This is a genomic window from Prolixibacter denitrificans, assembly GCF_003014495.1.
GTDB lineage: Bacteria > Bacteroidota > Bacteroidia > Bacteroidales > Prolixibacteraceae > Prolixibacter > Prolixibacter denitrificans.
On sequence record NZ_PYGC01000001.1, the window covers coordinates 1 to 16,397 of the forward strand.

A 16,397-nucleotide genomic window follows, 5' to 3' on the forward strand; every position below is an offset into this window, starting at 1 on the left:
GCCTCTTCTCTTCCCTTTTTAACCTCCCACTGAACGCTGCTCCCCTTTCGGAAAGCGGATGCAAAGAAAGCGTATTTTTTCGTATTACTCCAAACTGGAACGCGACTTTTTTAACAAAAGAATCAAAAGTCGCTCATTTACAAGAGTAAAAATTTTCTAATACGTCAATGGATTACATGCCTTTTTCGCTAGAGGGCGAATTGTTAAACGAGATCGAAGGGCAAAAGGTTTACAGATTTCAGAAAAAAATTCACCTCTGAGAAGGAAATTTTACAAAACGACTCACCACGGCATAGCTAAGTAAGTTCGGAAACCCGAACAGACATCGACTTGAAAAGACAAAATACCTTCATTCCAACTTCAAGCCTCAACCTTTCCGTTGAACTCCGGGTCAACTCGACCAATAACGGAAATCCTACATCCACCAGACAAACAACCTGACCATTCTCGTGGAGCAATCGCTTAATGTTTCCCTCCAGCTGATTTTGAATAGAAATTTCCGGAACAGGATGCAACGAGATGGCAATATCGCCTGGCGGAACCGAAACTTTTACTTCTCTCCCCAAGGCAACACCTTCATTGCAAGCTTCGCAATGCACCTTTACCTTTTTCTCCCCTTTCTCACCGGTAAGTGTTGTTATTCCCCGCTCTTCGTCGACTTCATCGACATAGAGAGAAATCACATTCAGCAATCCCTCTCCGGAACTTCGGGGCAACATTTTTCGCGATAAAACGAGATCGAGATATTTGCCGAATGCTTCAATGCGACCATCACGCACCATGAGAATTTCATCGGTCAGGCGAAGAATATCAGGTAAATCGTGACTCACGACCAACATGGGAATTCGATACTTTCGGTGAATACGAACCAGGTAAACCAGGATTTGTTCCCGCAAGGCGACATCGACCGCCGAGAACGGTTCGTCCATCAGCAGTAACTGCGGAGAGCGTAACAACGCCCGTCCCATGGCAATTCGTTGCTGTTCGCCGCCTGAACATTGCTCCGGCTTCTTTTTCAAAAGGTGACCAATTTCCAGAGTAGAAACCACATCATCGAACTGGATATGCCGCTGCGATTTCGGTAACAGCTTTTCACCATACCGGAGATTGTCTTCTACCGAAAGGTGCGGGAAAAGCCTCCCCTCCTGGAAAACAACTCCCAACTTCCGGTTACGGGAAGGAATATCTATTTTCTTTTCTTTATCGAGAACAACCTCGTCGCCGATGCGGATAAGACCTTTATCCGGACTCAGCAAGCCATTGACTATTTGAAGCAACGTTGTTTTTCCATGCCCCGACGGACCATAAATTCCGGTAATACCTTCTCCGAAGACACATTTCATATCGAACTGAAACTGTCCACGTGATAAAGTTGCCTGGAATTCAATAACGTTCTTCATCGGAATGGTTCTTCTTTTGATTGACTATCTTTTTGAGCGTTTGATTGCTCTTCTGTTTAGAAATTCTGCCACAATCATGGCCAACAACGACAACAAAACCGAAATCATTACCAAACGGAAAGTCGCTGTATCCTGACCGGGAACCTGCATATAGGAAAAAACTGCTAATGGCAGCGTTTGTGTCTCACCTTCTATGTTTCCCGCAAAGGTGATGGTAGCTCCGAATTCACCCAAACTTCGGGCAAATCCCAAAACAAACCCGCTGATAATGCCCGGCGACGCCATCGGTAGTGTCACCGAAAGAAACGTCTTTAATCGCGAGGCACCTAATGTACGTGCGGCCTCTTCATATTTCACATCGACCAGCTCGATGGCCAGCCTGATGGAGCGCGTGATTAATGGAAATGATACGACCACACTGGCCAACAGCGCTGCATAAAAACTGAACGCAATGCGAATTCCGGCGAGGTCATAAAGCCATTTTCCTATGATTCCGTTCGTGCCAAGGATGATGAGTAAAAGATAACCTGTTACGACCGGCGGCAAAACCAAAGGAAGATGTATCACTCCTTCCAGCAGCGCTTTCCCACGAAAGTGATTGCGCGCCAAAAACCAGCCTATAGCAATAGCAAAAGGCAGTGCAATAACCGAAGACCAGATTGCCACTTTCAGCGAAAGCGAAATGGCAGATAAATCGGAAGCAGTAAAATGAAACAGGTCGGTCATTTGTTAGTGTTGGATTTTCCCGGCTCAGTAATGGCTTTGAAACCGAAACTTTTCCAAATATAATCAGCTTCAGCGGAATGCAAATAATTCAACAAAGAATCAGCCGCCGAACCGCCATATTTTCCTTTCGCAGCCCAATATTCAACTGGTTGATGAGAGCTTTCAGGAAAAACTCCCACAGCCCTGACTTTATCCGATTTCATAGCATCGGTTGCATAAACAATCCCCATTTCACACTCGCCCAGCTCGACCACCATCAAGGCTGAACGCACATCTTTCGTCTTCAGAAAGCGAGGTTCCAACGATTTGTACCACCCTAAAGATTTCAATGCTTCAGCTGCATATTGCCCCGCCGGAACATGTGCCGGATCGCCAATAGCTAATCGTCCGGCAAATGCTTTTGGGAAATCCAGTGATGAAGAAATATTCAATGTATCGATTGAGCTGTTCTGGGGAACCACAGCAACCAGTCTGTTCCGGGCAACCGAAAAACAGGCGGTAGAATCAGCTGAGCCATTTTCAATGGCAAACCTCATCCAGCGCGGACTGGCCGATAGATAGATGCCGGGCGTAGCTCCCTCCTGCATTTGTCGCGCCAACGTTCCGGAGGAGGCGAAATTCAATGTAACCTTCATTCCCGATCTCACCTGATATTCTTTAGCCAGTGTTGTCATTACATCGGCTAAACTGGCTGCCGCAAAAACGCTTACTGTCTGCTTCGACTTTTCTGCCGAATGCCCTTTATTCTTTTTCGATTGACAGGAAAAAGTGAATATGAGAATGAAACTAATTAGTCCGGTTTTAATGCGCATACATTCGGAGTTTCTACAAATATAGAAAGGTAACCGGGAACGGCTTCTGCTCGTAAACATTTACGGCAAAATGATCGCATATTTTACATATCGAAGCAAAATCAGATTACTCTTCAGGCATTATTTATGATTAATTTTTATTATTTTTACTGTTACACGAATAATATTTTCACTGTATTTGAAGCCATTTTATTGCGATTTAAAATTCGAAAAAATGGGCTGTTAAGCCAATACAGGCCGCCGGAATTTCTTCGTGATACAGAACTCAATTAAACTTTTCCCAGATGAGTCAGATTATTCAATGTAACTTAACCACACATTCGCACCAATTAGCTTTTATTGACTTACTTAACCACTATATTTCGGATGATATGGGTGGCGGCGAGACCCTGAGTCGCTCGAAAGCTGAAGAACTATACGAGCAATTGAATAATCAGCCCAATTTCCGTGCGTTTTTTGTTTTGTATGAGGGAGAAGTTGCCGGAATGATTACCACATTCAAAAACATCTCTACTTTCCAGGTACGACCACTCATCAATATTCACGACGTAATCGTAAAAAAGAACTACCGAAACAAGGGACTAGGGCATAAACTGGTGGGTTATGTTCTCGAGCTGGCGCGAAATGAGAATTGCTGCCGGGTCAATCTGGAAGTACGGGAAGATAATCACCGGGCAATGGAGGTTTACCGCGATTTTGATTTCGGACCGACCAATCCGAGAATGGTTTTCTGGGAACGAATACTCGATGAATCAGAAGAACGGGTTAAATCGGCCGCTACAGAAGAAGACTTATCCAACGATTAAAATAAAAAGAGGCCCCAAACTGAGGCCTCTTTCTTTTTATGCTTCGTATTTGTAATGTCCGATATCTTCGAGTGATGAAGCCCGAATGAATTCGGCCCTTGAACGTACTTCAGCCTTGGCAATCTTATTGAATACAGCTGCTGAACGCAGGAACGAGTTATCGCGGTTGGTATCGAGAACCAGCAGGTAACTCATAATGATATAACCTGCCATCTCCACCAAACGACGCGCATGGAAATCGAGGAATTCATTATCCTCTGCATCATGCACTTTCTTCACGGCTTCTTCGTAATCCTCCGTAAGTGAAATCAGTGTCCGACGGAATTTTTCCAATTCCGGTTTCAGATCGGCCTTTTCGTATTCACGGATTTTCTTCAGATAGCCACCGGTTGTCACACCACGAATAGCAGCAACAACCTGCAACTGGGTAGTTCCTTCATAAATAGAAGTAATACGGGCATCGCGATAGATGCGCTCGACCGGATAATCCTTCATGAAACCAGAACCACCGTGAATCTGAACGGCATCGTAAGCATTCTGGTTACAATACTCAGAACTGATACCTTTAGCCAGCGGCGTAAAGAAATCGGCCCAACGCTGATATTCTTTCATTTCGTCGCGCTCTTCTTTCTCCAGTTTACGCTCTTCGGCAATATGCTGATAAGTCTTGTAGACATCGACAAAACGGGCAGTTTCATACAACAAAGTACGCGAAGCATCGAGTTTGGCCTTCATCACCGAAAGCATTTCATATACGGCCGGGAACTCGATAATGGCTTTGCCGAACTGCTGACGCTCACGGGCATAATCCAACGCTTCCCGGTAGGCAGCCTCTGATACACCAACCGACTGTGCGGCGATACCCAGACGGGCGCCGTTCATCAAAGCCATTACGTATTTGATTAGTCCCATACGGCGGGTACCCACCAGTTCGGCAGGAGCATTTTTGAATACCAACTCACAGGTTGGAGAACCAATGATACCCATTTTGTGCTCGATACGGCGAACAGTTACACCTCCCTGCTGCTTATCGTACACAAACATTGAAAGGCCACGACCGTCTTTAGTTCCTTCTTCCGAACGAGCCAGCACCAGTGAAATATCGCCATCTCCGTTGGTGATGAAACGCTTCACACCATTCAACATCCAGACACCTTTTTTCTCGTCGTAGGTTGCTTTCAGTTGAACAGACTGTAAATCGGAACCGGCATCCGGCTCCGTCAAATCCATTGCCATGGTCTCGCCTTTACAAACCCGTGGCAGGTAATGTTCTTTCTGCTCGGGAGAAGCGAACTCATTCAACGTTTCAGCACAATCCTGAAGTCCCCAGATATTCACAAAACCAGCATCGGCGCGCGAAACAATGTCGGCTGCCATGATGTAAGGAACGATTGGGAAGTTGAGACCACTATATTTCCGCGGAAGCGTGATTCCCATCAAACCGGCATCAACCAATGCTTTGATGTTCTCGGCGGTTCCGCTGGCGTAATTCACGTGGCCGTCAACAACCTCTGGACCTTCCTGATCGACACCCTCAGCATTGGGTGCAATGATGTCGCCACAGATTTCTCCGACCACTTCCAGTACACGATCGTAACTGTCCATCGCATCCTCGAAATCGATTGGGGCGTAATCAAATTTTTCCTTATCGGTGAAATTCCGCTCTTTGAGAGCCACAATCTTTTGCATCAGCGGATGCGAAAGATGGAATTTCAAATCTTTATTATCGTTATAATAATTTGCCATTTCTCTTGTTTTTTCGGGACAGACCCGGTTCAACCCTCAATTACTTGGTGTTCTTTTTATAAAACCTGATCATCTTGGGAATCACTTCACCAACATCACCGTGAATCACATAATCGGCAATGCTGTTGATGGGAGCATCGGGATCGGTATTGATGGAAATAATCTGTGCCGATTCTTCCATTCCCGCGCGATGCTGTACCTGTCCTGAAATACCGCAGGCAATGTACAGTTTCGGACGAACGGTTACACCGGTTTGTCCAATCTGACGTTCGTGCTCGGCATAACCGGAGTCAACGGCAGCACGCGAAGCACCAACTTCTCCGCCTAGTACCTCGGCCAGTTCGTACAACATTTTGAAGTTCTCTTTCGAACCTACGCCATATCCGCCAGCCACAATAATGGGTGCACCTTTGATGTTCACTTTCTTTTTCTCCATGTGGCGCTCGATAACTGCTACCACAAAGTCTTCATCAGAAACATACTGTGCTACATCGAGCTTCTTCAGCTTGCCTTTATATTCCGGATTGAAAACCTCTTTTTTCATCACGCCTTCGCGGACCGTTGCCATTTGCGGGCGACAGTCGGGATTGATAATGGTAGCGATAATGTTTCCACCGAACGCGGGGCGAATCTGGTACAACAGATTTTCGTAAGTTTTACCGGCTTTCTTGTCCTCGTGTGGGCCAATTTCCAGACTGGTACAATCGGCAGTTAATCCACTATGAAGAGCAGAAGAGACACGTGGTCCTAAATCGCGACCGATTGGCGTAGCTCCCATGAGGGCAATCTGTGGTTTTTCTTTGTCGAAAAGCTTATTCAGAATAGTTGCATGAGGTAATGTAGTAAAAGGCTCCAAACGAGGATCATCAGCAATATACACTACGTCAGCACCATAGGGAAATATCTGTTCTTCGACGCCATCAAGTCCTTTGCCGATGACGATAGCTTCCAGTTTGCATTTGAGTTGATTGGCGAGGCTACGTCCTTTGGTCAGCAATTCCTGACTCACTTCGGCCACAACACCTTCCTCAACTTCGCAATATACAAATACGTTATTCATGATTTTCCATTTTTAAATCATCAGCTTGAGCATTAACCGATGGTGTGGCTCAAAATCAATTCTTTCATTAACAAATCGATATCATTGTCGACCGGCTTGAGAACTTTGGCATCTTTTGCCTGCAATACCACGTTCTCTATTTTCTTCACCTTCGTGGGTGAACCGCTCAGTCCAAGCTGTTCCTGCTCAGCCTTGATATCGTTCACTGTCATCTCACGAATATTGAGGTAAGGGCGTGAATCATACAGATAGAGGTAATCCTCGCTGGCTTCCTGACGCTCGGTTACGGTGCGCGCATGCTTGTATTTCATCAGCAAAGTCGCATTCCGGGTACGACACGGAGCAGCACTGCTGTTAACAGTCACAACCAGCGGAAGCGGAGCCTTCACAGTTTCCACACCATTTTCGAGACGACGAAGAGCCGTCACATGTTTCCCCGTGGAATCGATAATTTTCTCTACATATGTTACTTGCGGAAATCCCAGCTTTTCAGCCACCTGCGGACCAACCTGGGCGGTATCACCATCGATAGCCTGACGGCCGGCGATAATCAGATCGACTTCGCCCATCTCTTTGATAGCCTGTGCTAATGCATATGAGGTAGCCAGCGTATCAGAACCGGCAAATGCTCTGTCTGTCAACAAAACGCCGTCATCAGCCCCACGATACAATCCTTCGCGGATAATCTCAGCAGCACGGCCAGGGCCCATGGTTAATAACGAAACAGTTGTTCCGGGATAACGGTCTTTTAATTGTAAAGCCTGCTCCAGCGCGTTCAAATCCTCAGGGTTGAAGATAGCGGGCAAGGCTGCCCGGTTCACTGTCCCGTCGGCTTTCATGGCATCTTTCCCAACATTTCGCGTATCGGGAACCTGTTTTGCCAAAACTATAATTTTTAAACCCTTCATAGTGATTTTGTATGAGTTTTATATTCACGGAAGTGAGCAAATATAGAATTTCAACCATATGTTATCAAGATGAATTTAAGACACTTATGTCCGAATTAGGATTTCGTTTTGAAAAAAGGATAAAAGCACATCGGGTTCATTAGGCTCCACATCCCATGGGTCAAGAGATTAAAACAAATTAATCTTCCGGTCGAAAGTTTATAATACAGGAGAGGTTCTTCTCAATTTAGAATAATTTTATTTTTGGAAAGACTCTAAACAGGCTGATACAGCGCGAACAGCTGTCGCACAAGGGAAACTACTTACACTATAATTTAGGGCGAATTAGCTACTGTTTTCGGATAGTTAGTTCAAAACCGGCTTCTCGCCTTTCCGCTTTATCGTCATCAATTTGTTCTTGACCATGTAATTGGCAAACTTTTCGTAACCGTGTTCCTGAATAAGTGAAATGGCAGCCGGACGGTCGCTGTTAAATAATACCGACATTACTACTCATATCCTGAAGATTCAATTATTGGGGCAGCCTTAGTCTTTCATCCGGACGGAAAGAAATTCTGTTTAGTATAATTCCGGCTCTGAAATAACCTCTATTTGCTAAACAATAACGAGATGAAGTCTTCACGTCCTCGAGATGAAGAACTTTGTGGGGCGAGATGAAGAAGTTGTCGCGACGAGATGAGCATCGCAAACCAGCAAGATAAAGTTTCCGCACCATCGGGATGAAGTTCCCGAGCCGAAAAGAAAATAAACTCATTTTGATGACCCGTTTTGCAAGTGACTTTTACATCTTTTCCCAAAATGTCACCATTACCATTCTGTCCTCCTGAAAAAGACATTTGTCCACATCACTTTTCGTCGAGCATAATATCTTGCTAACTTTAATCCAAGGAAGAATCCATACCAATGAAGAAGAAATTACTATTGATAGCTGCACTTGGCAGCATGGTGATGGCCTGCGAGAAAAACTCGACTCCGGGTGGCACTGGAATTCAAGTCGACACAACAGCTACAGCCTCAACTGATACATTTAATATTCTTGATATAAAAGATACCTACGCCGATTTGGCTGACTATAGTCATTGGCGCGATTGGGGACCATACAATTTGCATGATCCATCGATTATGTATACCGGAGACTATTATTATTGCTATTCAACCGATGTAGCCTACGGACAAGATATCCAGCGAAGCAGCATCATGGTTCGTCGTTCCAAAGATTTAGTCGACTGGGAATATCAAGGCTGGGCTGTGGACGGTCTTCCTTCCCAGGCGGTTCAGTACATTAAGGACAACGGAGGTACCCCGTTCGATGGAGTTTGGGCTCCATACATCATGAAAGTGGGCAACCAATATCGTCTCTACTATTCCTTGTCGTCTCCCACACCGAAGTTGAGTGCTATTGGACTGCTCACCAGTACTTCACCTGATGGCCCCTGGACCGAAAGTGGCCTCGTGGTTACCTCAAAAGAGTCGATACAGATGACCAATGCCATCGACCCGACGGTTCTGGTTACACCCAGTGGGGACCAATATATGTACTACGGCTCAGCCTGGGATGGCATTTACATCCTGCAGCTTGACCCGGCAACCGGTTTGCCAAAGAAAGCAAATGATAAAGGTGTTCGCATCGCAGCCCGTGGCTGGACGGGAAATACCGTCAATGGAAACATCGAGGGACCGGAAATTATTTATAACCAGGAACAGCAAAAATATTACCTGTTCATCTCGTATGACTGGCTCGAAACGAAATACAATGTGCGGGTAGGACGCTCCGACTCTCCCACTGGTCCGTTTGTCGATTACAACGGAGTGAACATGAATGAAAAGTCGGACAACATCCCGATGCTTGAAGCGCCCTACAAGTTTATGGGACACGCCGGATGGCAGGGAACGGCTCATTGCTCCGTGTTCAAAAACAATGGCGTGTACTACATGGCAAATCAAGGCAGACCGGTAGTGAACAAATACTTCATGGATATGATGGTTCGCCGCGTCTTCTGGACCGACGATGGCTGGCCGGTGGTTTCGCCCGAACGATATGCCAACATCGAACAGTCTACTATCACAAAAGATGAGCTGACCGGCCAATGGGAACGGATTGTTTTAGGTTACCAGGTGGTACCCGGCTATGGAGATCAACAAACTTCCCCTGATTTGCAAGAGTCTGTTTACATGAAAGTAGGAGCTGATGGCTCGATAGATGACGACTCTGCTAATTCGTGGACATTCTCCGGCAACCAACTAACACTCAACTGGAGCGACGGAACGACCGACAAAGTGATTGTGAGCCGTGGCTATGACTGGGAAAATCACAAAAAATGTTTGGTTTTCACCGGATTAAACAACCAGGGAACAGCCATTTGGGGCAAAAAATAAACTAACTTGATTATTCTTTCTCGGGGAAAATGAATCCAGATTTTCCCCGAACAACAACCTTATAATTACCGGAAAAGTGTGCCCTGAAAGGCACATATATGACTGAATAACTTATGAAAAATGTAATTGAGATGAAAAAAAGCTATTTTCTGCTTCTTGCTTTTTCGTTCCTTTTCGGGATAACCGTGCAGGGACAAAGCACGCTAACACTACACACCGAGCAGGCCAAAACGAAGATCAACAAAGAGATTTACGGCCATTTTGCGGAACATTTGGGACACTGTATTTACGGTGGTATCTATGTGGGAGTTGATTCAGATATTCCCAACATTCGCGGTTTTCGCGAAGATGTGGTCGGCGCACTTCAGGATATGAAAATCCCGTTACTTCGCTGGCCGGGCGGTTGCTTTGCCGACACCTATCACTGGAAAGACGGCATTGGCCCTCAACACAAACGGCCTTCCATTGTGAATGTCCACTGGGGCGGTGTTACGGAAGATAACAGCTTCGGAACGCACGAATTTCTCGATTTTTGTGAACTGATTCACGCCGAACCATATATCAACCTGAATGTTGGCTCGGGAACCGTACAGGAAGCGTCGGAATGGGTCGAGTATGTTACTTCATCCAACGAAAGTCCGATGACCAAACTCCGGAAAGAAAACGGTCGTGATAAACCATGGGACGTAAAATACTGGGGAATCGGTAACGAAAACTGGGGCTGTGGAGGAAACATGACGCCGGAGTATTATGCCGATTTATACAATCGCTTCGCCACTTATTGCCGGGGTAATTTGTACCGCATTGCCGGTGGCCCCAGTGTAGACGACTACAACTGGATGAGAGTCATCATGCAGAAAACTTCACTTCACCCGTATCTCGTTCAGGGCGTTTCGCTGCACAACTACACCTTCACCACCAGCTGGACCGACAAAGGTTCAGCCACTGATTTCGATGAAGGAGGATGGTTTTCGGTATTGCAAAATACTCTGAAGATGAAAACGCTGATTGAGCGTCATTCCAGCATCATGGATCAATATGACCCGAATAAGCGGGTTGGTCTGATTGTCGACGAATGGGGAGACTGGTTCAATGTAGAGCCCGGAACCAATCCCGGGTTTCTGTATCAGCAAAATACGCTACGGGATGCATTAGTGGCCGGTATCAACCTCAACATGTTTAACAACCATGCCGACCGGGTTAAAATGGCCAACATCGCCCAGATGGTGAATGTGCTGCAATCGGTTATCCTGACGAAAGAAAAGGAAATGGTGCTGACACCCACCTACTATGTGTTCAAGATGTACAGCGTTCACCAGGATGCTACCATGATTCCGGTCAATCTCAATTGCGATGATTACGAATACAACGGACAATCGGTTCCCGCAGTCAGCGCATCCGCTTCGGTAAAAGACGGGGTTGTTAGCATTACACTTTGCAATCTGAATCCTGAAAAAGCGGAAAGTATCGATTTGACTTTAACCGGACAAGAATTTGCATCAGCAAGCGGACAGGTCATCACCTCTCCCAATATGAATGATTACAACGATTTTGGACAAAATGAAAAGGTAGCGTTAAAAGCTTTCGATGTGAAGAAACCAAAAAACGGCAAACTTTCGGTCGAGCTTCCTTCGAAATCGGTTGTACTGGTGCAATTAAAATAGCTCAAAACGTTTACTCATAAAAAAGGGACAGATGAACTACATCATCTATCCCTTTTTTTTAAAATTGCCAATAACTTATTAATCTTTTGCAAAGGAATATTTCAAAGAAAGCCGCCAGCCATGATAAGTTATCGATTGTCTGTCACCAAAAACAGGGGTTCCCATGAAACTAACATCAAATCCAAGATTTTGAATCAAGGGTACGTGAACACCACCCAATACTGCAAATTCCAGGTTCCCGATAGATACATTATCTGTATTTGCTACATAATACTCTGTCTTAGAATTGAAATTCCAGATGCCCGCCACTCCGATATATGGTTTAAAGAATTTGGGCTTATACCACTTCACTGATAACGGCACTTCCAATGCATAGGTTGTATTTTTCAGATTCAGTACCGATTTCGGTTCGTGATAATCAAATGATTTCACAGAAAAATATACCTCCTTTTGAAAAGAAAATGCCTCCGAAAAAGGCTTTTCCGAAGCATATCCAACTTGAAATCCGATTTTGGGAGAATATGCTAATATGTTGGGTTGCATATCATTCATTCCAAAAACAAAACTTTGCTTCTTTTCCTGGGAAAAGGAGAGACAGCTAATGCCTAAAATGGCAATTAGTAGAACGATTTTTCTCATAGTCAATAATTAGTTAGTGGATAGGATGATGAATACCTGGTCTTCTTAGAATGTATTCACAATCAATACCTAACTAAAATAATAAATTGTTAACTATAAGAAAAATGTTCTACAGTATGCTCCTTTAATATTTTACCAGCCGGAAAATGGCCGATGCATGGGGCCTCAATTCCACGCTTATCTTTCCATTCTTTACCGCCTCTGTTTTCTGTGTCCATAGATTATGGACGGCATAATCGCCTCTTGCTCCCAGCTCTGATAAACTAACTGAAATTACTTCCGGCTTTTCATCGGTTGTATTGAACAGAGCCACATACTTATCTTTTGAATCCGGAACATCAGCCGCCCAAACAATCAAGCCATTATTATTCTTCAATTCCCGGTTGTTGATGCTGTGCTGATCGACATCTAACAATTCGCCATTGGTAATTAGGGAATTCGTGAAATCGTCGTTGCTGGGCAAGTCGCCACCGAACATCAGCGGAGAACGGAACATCGCCCAAAGATTCATCAATGTATACTGCTCGTCTTTGGTAAAACCAGTCTTGCGGGGCTCACCCCGTTCACCGCGAATGGAAATGCGGCCTAAAGGAAGCATATCGGCATCAGCCCAGTGGCCGGGACCGCTGTAAGGAGCCCATTCCTTGCACAATTTAAACATCGGCTTCAGGTAGTTCCAGTTATCCCAAAAATCGTCGCAAATACGCCACATATTGGCATGTGTCATGATATGTTTGGCTTTAGCCAATGGCGTCGCACCGGGCGAAGTACTCAACACCATCGGTCGCCCACACTGATCAATGGCTTTCCTTATCATTTCGATTTCGCCCTGATGATACGGGCGAGATAAATTATCCACCTTCACAAAATCAACTCCCCACGATGCATACAAATCGAACAGCGAATTGTAGTAAGCCTGGGCACCTGCCTTCGTCGAATCGACGGTATACATGTCCCGCAGCCATTTACATTGCTGTTTCTCCGAATAGATATCCCGGGCGTGGTATTTCGAATCGACAATCGGTGTGTTTTTCTTTACTGCTTCCACCGGAATCCCCCGCATGATGTGGATACCAAATTTCAAGCCCTTGTTGTGAATATAATCAGCCAACGGAGCAAAACCTTCTCCATCGGCAGCGGATGGGAACCGGTTAACCGCCGGCGTTAGTCGCCCAAAATCGTCCATGCAATAGATGGGATCGGTCTGATTGTAACCATGTGCCTTCGTGTTCTCAACGTACCAACGAATATCAACGACGATGTATTGCCAGCCATATTCTTTCAAATGATCGGCCATGTAATCCGCATTGGCTTTTACTTCCGCTTCCGTAACGGTTGGTCCGTAACAATCCCAACTATTCCATCCCATCGGAGGTGTTTCTGCGTAAGTGTAAAACTTAGTTGCGGATTTCTGTTTCTTCGCCGAATGGCATGAACCAAACGAAAAGACTATCAATAAAACAATTACAAGATTGGAGATTTTGCTCAGATTCATATTGGTCTTTATTTAACAGAAGCTAAAAATAGAAAAGGTGGGATTCAGAAACAAACCCCACCTTTTACTTTCAATCAATCGCTATCCAAATGTACTAAAACTAATTCGTCATTTTTTGATGTGACCTTTGATCATCGTGAAAGAATGCGGTGCAAAGGAGTAGGTAAATTTCTCTGCATTTCTCACTTTGATATCAGGCTTTTTCTCCGTTTGTACGGTTGTCTTACCGAAATCATTTTCCGATTTCACGTTCGGTCCGTTTACTTCGTAAACCTCGAAATTACCATCGAATTTGCCTTCTTCCGAAATCAAATCGGTCGGAATGGCTTTGTCCTTATTCCGGTTCACTACACAAATCGTTACTTCTCCATTGTCGTAAGTGGTAGACACGTCGAGATAGGGAACATTCTTCTGGATGGTTTTCGATTCCCCTAAACCGATTGGAAACTCTTTGGTGCTGTATGTACCACAATCAACATACGTATCGAGCGAAGTACCTTTCACGTTATTGGAGAATAACTGGAACGGATAATAAATGGTCTGCTTGAACATCCCTTTCTCGGAAGTAAAAATCGGTGCAATCACATTGACCAACTGAGCCAGGTTTGCCATCTTCACCACATCCGCATTTCGTACGAACACATTCAGGAACTGGGCAATTACCAGTGCATCTTCCAGGTTGTAATGCTCTTCGAGGGCACGGGTTCCGTGCATCGATGCTCCGGCGCGGGCACGGTACCATACGTTGTACTCGTCCCATGCAATGTGAATCGGCCCGCGATCGCCACGGTCAGCTTTTTCCATCTCACGGGCAATCATCCCTTTCACAATCTTGGTGCGCTGCTCACAAACCAGCGGTGTAGACATGAAATCGTAGTAATTATTTTCGGGATTTCCCACGTAAATATGCAACGCAATATAATCAACGACATCCCTTAGTTCGTGCAGAATCGTCTGATTCCAGGCATTCGGATCGGCATCCGGACGATAGTTCGAAGAACCGGCTGCTACCAGTTTAATATCCGGCGACGTCAGTTTCATCAACTTTGCAGCTTCACGCGCCTTTTTGCTGTAATCTTCCGCATTCAGGTGGCCCAACTGCCAGAAACCATCCATCTCGTTACCCAAACTCCAGTACTTGATATCGTAAGGCTTTTCATGGCCATACTTTTTGCGAAGTTCGGCATAGTACGGTCCGCTATCGACATTGCAGTATTCCACCCAGCGCTGTGCTTCCTCGATGGTACCGGTTCCCATGTTGACCGAAAAGTAAGGTTGGCTGCCAATTTCCTTGGTATACTTCATGAATTCGTCGGTTCCAACCCGGTTATTTTCCAGGCGTCCCCAGGCGAGTTCAAGACGCGTCGGCCTTTTGTCTTTCGGACCAACTCCATCGAGCCAGTGATAGTTGGATACGAAGTTTCCTCCCGGATACCGGACCAGCGAAACGTTTAGATCTTTCACTGCCTGCTTCACATCATTACGGAAACCATCTTTGTCGGAAAGCGGTGATCCCGGATCGTAAATACCTCCATAAACACAACGTCCCAGATGTTCGACAAAACTTCCGTAGATGTTTTTATCGACTTTACCGATCGTCCGATCGATATCGATTTTTATTCTGGCGTTTTGTGCCGATAGAACTTGCGTCCCGGCCAAAAATGCCATCGCTGTCGCTGCGATGAGCAACGGCTTTCTCGTCTTCAAAATCTTCATCATCTCTTCTTAATCTATCGTTAGAAACACGTTTATTTTCAAAGTTTCACTTCGGGCCAGCCTTTATCGCTCCAGGTAATTTTCCGGATGAGCAGTTTTGGCCTCCCTCCGTCATTACCATCATACCCATGAAAAACCAGGTAATCGACTCCATCGAAATGCACTACTGCATTATGGCCTACACCATGCCAGCGCTGATTTCCTGCCAGCACAATGCTGCCACCACCTCTGGCCATCGGTTTTCCACTTTCATCGACATATGGGCCGGTTAATTTCTTTGCGCGACCTACAATCATTTTATAGGTGCTGTTCACTCCTTTACAGCAGTAATCGATGGAAGCAAACAGGTAGTAATATCCGTCTCGTTTGAATATGAAAGGAGCTTCAATGGCATTGCCGCCTGCGTCTTTCGGATTGTCATCAACGGCAGGTGGATTCGGTGCATTTGGGTCTGTCTTTCGCGAAGCAATGGTCGGAATGTTCGCCAGGTCGTCATCAACTGACATGGCATCTTTACTCAGCTTCACCAGTTTTATTCCGTCCCAGAACGAACCGAAAACCAGGTAAGGTTGCCCATGACTATCTAGCGCCATGTTGGGATCGATAGCATTCCAGTTTGTTTTTCCGGGATAGGATTGAATCACTTTCCCGTGATCCACCCATTTGAATTCCGGATCGGTAGGATCCAATGTCTTATTGGTTGCCAGCCCAATGCACGATGTGTTTTTGCCAAATGCTGACACCGAATAATACAGGTAATACTGACCATTATAGAATGAAATATCCGGAGCCCAGATATGGCCTTTAAAACCGGGGACAGCCTTCACAGCCCACTCGGGTGCTTTGGCAAAAACCGGATCTTCTTTCTTCCAATTTTTCATATCGGTTGAAGAATAAACCTTTATCCCCCATCCGGTGCAAAAGATATAGAAGGTATTGTTTTCACGAATCATTACCGGATCGTGCACAATGGTATTTTGAGCCAGAAGCGGCCCGAAAATAAGTACAAAGGCTGCAGTGAACAGCCCACTTTTCAATATTTTCAGCAT

Annotated in this window: 14 protein-coding genes; 3 read left to right on the top strand and 11 right to left on the bottom strand. The window is 45.4% G+C overall.

Annotated features, from left to right (window positions below; genetic code table 11):
* Positions 1-296: 296 nt before the first annotated feature.
* The 3 genes from modC to modA are packed head-to-tail and all read right to left on the bottom strand — an operon-like array spanning position 297 to position 2,938.
* Positions 297-1,400, bottom strand: coding sequence for a molybdenum ABC transporter ATP-binding protein (gene modC, locus CLV93_RS00005; RefSeq protein WP_106540125.1), 1,104 nt, complete (start codon positions 1,398-1,400; stop codon positions 297-299).
* Positions 1,401-1,424: 24 nt separating this feature from the next.
* The gene (modB, locus tag CLV93_RS00010) at positions 1,425-2,126 is read right to left on the bottom strand and encodes a molybdate ABC transporter permease subunit (protein ID WP_106540126.1); all 702 of its coding nucleotides are present in this window, start codon (positions 2,124-2,126) and stop codon (positions 1,425-1,427) included.
* Positions 2,123-2,938 carry a molybdate ABC transporter substrate-binding protein gene (gene modA, locus CLV93_RS00015; RefSeq protein ID WP_170108826.1) on the bottom strand — a complete coding sequence of 272 codons (816 nt, stop codon included), beginning with the start codon at positions 2,936-2,938 and terminating at the stop codon, positions 2,123-2,125. Before modA ends, modB begins: the two co-directional genes overlap by 4 nt.
* 284 nt (positions 2,939-3,222) lie before the next feature.
* Here modA and CLV93_RS00020 point away from each other — a divergent pair, with 284 nt between their 5' ends.
* Positions 3,223-3,744 (top strand): GNAT family N-acetyltransferase, encoded by a 522-nt coding sequence (locus tag CLV93_RS00020; RefSeq protein ID WP_106540128.1) that lies wholly within the window; start codon positions 3,223-3,225, stop codon positions 3,742-3,744.
* A gap of 36 nt (positions 3,745-3,780) precedes the next feature.
* Here the strand turns inward: CLV93_RS00020 and CLV93_RS00025 are convergent, their stop codons facing one another.
* From CLV93_RS00025 to CLV93_RS20165, 4 genes are all read right to left on the bottom strand, one after another.
* Complete coding sequence (locus CLV93_RS00025) at positions 3,781-5,490, bottom strand: acyl-CoA dehydrogenase family protein (protein ID WP_106540129.1); 1,710 nt, start codon at positions 5,488-5,490, stop codon at positions 3,781-3,783.
* A gap of 40 nt (positions 5,491-5,530) precedes the next feature.
* The gene (locus tag CLV93_RS00030; RefSeq protein WP_106540130.1) at positions 5,531-6,550 is read right to left on the bottom strand and encodes an electron transfer flavoprotein subunit alpha/FixB family protein; all 1,020 of its coding nucleotides are present in this window, start codon (positions 6,548-6,550) and stop codon (positions 5,531-5,533) included.
* Positions 6,551-6,582: 32 nt separating this feature from the next.
* The gene (locus CLV93_RS00035; RefSeq protein WP_246187281.1) at positions 6,583-7,434 is read right to left on the bottom strand and encodes an electron transfer flavoprotein subunit beta/FixA family protein; all 852 of its coding nucleotides are present in this window, start codon (positions 7,432-7,434) and stop codon (positions 6,583-6,585) included.
* A 369-nt stretch (positions 7,435-7,803) separates the two neighbouring features.
* Complete coding sequence (locus tag CLV93_RS20165) at positions 7,804-7,944, bottom strand: hypothetical protein (RefSeq protein WP_153637070.1); 141 nt, start codon at positions 7,942-7,944, stop codon at positions 7,804-7,806.
* 417 nt (positions 7,945-8,361) lie between these two features.
* Between CLV93_RS20165 and CLV93_RS00040 the strand changes: the two genes are divergently transcribed.
* A complete protein-coding gene (locus CLV93_RS00040; RefSeq protein WP_106540132.1) occupies positions 8,362-9,834 on the top strand; it encodes an arabinan endo-1,5-alpha-L-arabinosidase in 1,473 nt (490 codons plus the stop codon).
* A gap of 131 nt (positions 9,835-9,965) precedes the next feature.
* A complete protein-coding gene (locus tag CLV93_RS00045) occupies positions 9,966-11,498 on the top strand; it encodes an alpha-N-arabinofuranosidase (protein ID WP_106540133.1) in 1,533 nt (510 codons plus the stop codon).
* Positions 11,499-11,576: 78 nt separating this feature from the next.
* On the opposite strand, the gene CLV93_RS00050 is transcribed toward CLV93_RS00045, so the two are convergent.
* From CLV93_RS00050 to CLV93_RS00065, 4 genes are all read right to left on the bottom strand, one after another.
* On the bottom strand, positions 11,577-12,137 hold the full coding sequence (locus tag CLV93_RS00050; RefSeq protein WP_106540134.1) for an outer membrane beta-barrel protein: 561 nt from the start codon (positions 12,135-12,137) through the stop codon (positions 11,577-11,579).
* A 124-nt stretch (positions 12,138-12,261) separates the two neighbouring features.
* Complete coding sequence (locus CLV93_RS00055; protein ID WP_106540135.1) at positions 12,262-13,632, bottom strand: glycoside hydrolase family 27 protein; 1,371 nt, start codon at positions 13,630-13,632, stop codon at positions 12,262-12,264.
* A gap of 108 nt (positions 13,633-13,740) precedes the next feature.
* On the bottom strand, positions 13,741-15,351 hold the full coding sequence (locus CLV93_RS00060; protein WP_246187282.1) for an alpha-N-arabinofuranosidase: 1,611 nt from the start codon (positions 15,349-15,351) through the stop codon (positions 13,741-13,743).
* Between the two features lie 35 nt (positions 15,352-15,386).
* The gene (locus CLV93_RS00065) at positions 15,387-16,397 is read right to left on the bottom strand and encodes an arabinan endo-1,5-alpha-L-arabinosidase (RefSeq protein ID WP_211297708.1); all 1,011 of its coding nucleotides are present in this window, start codon (positions 16,395-16,397) and stop codon (positions 15,387-15,389) included.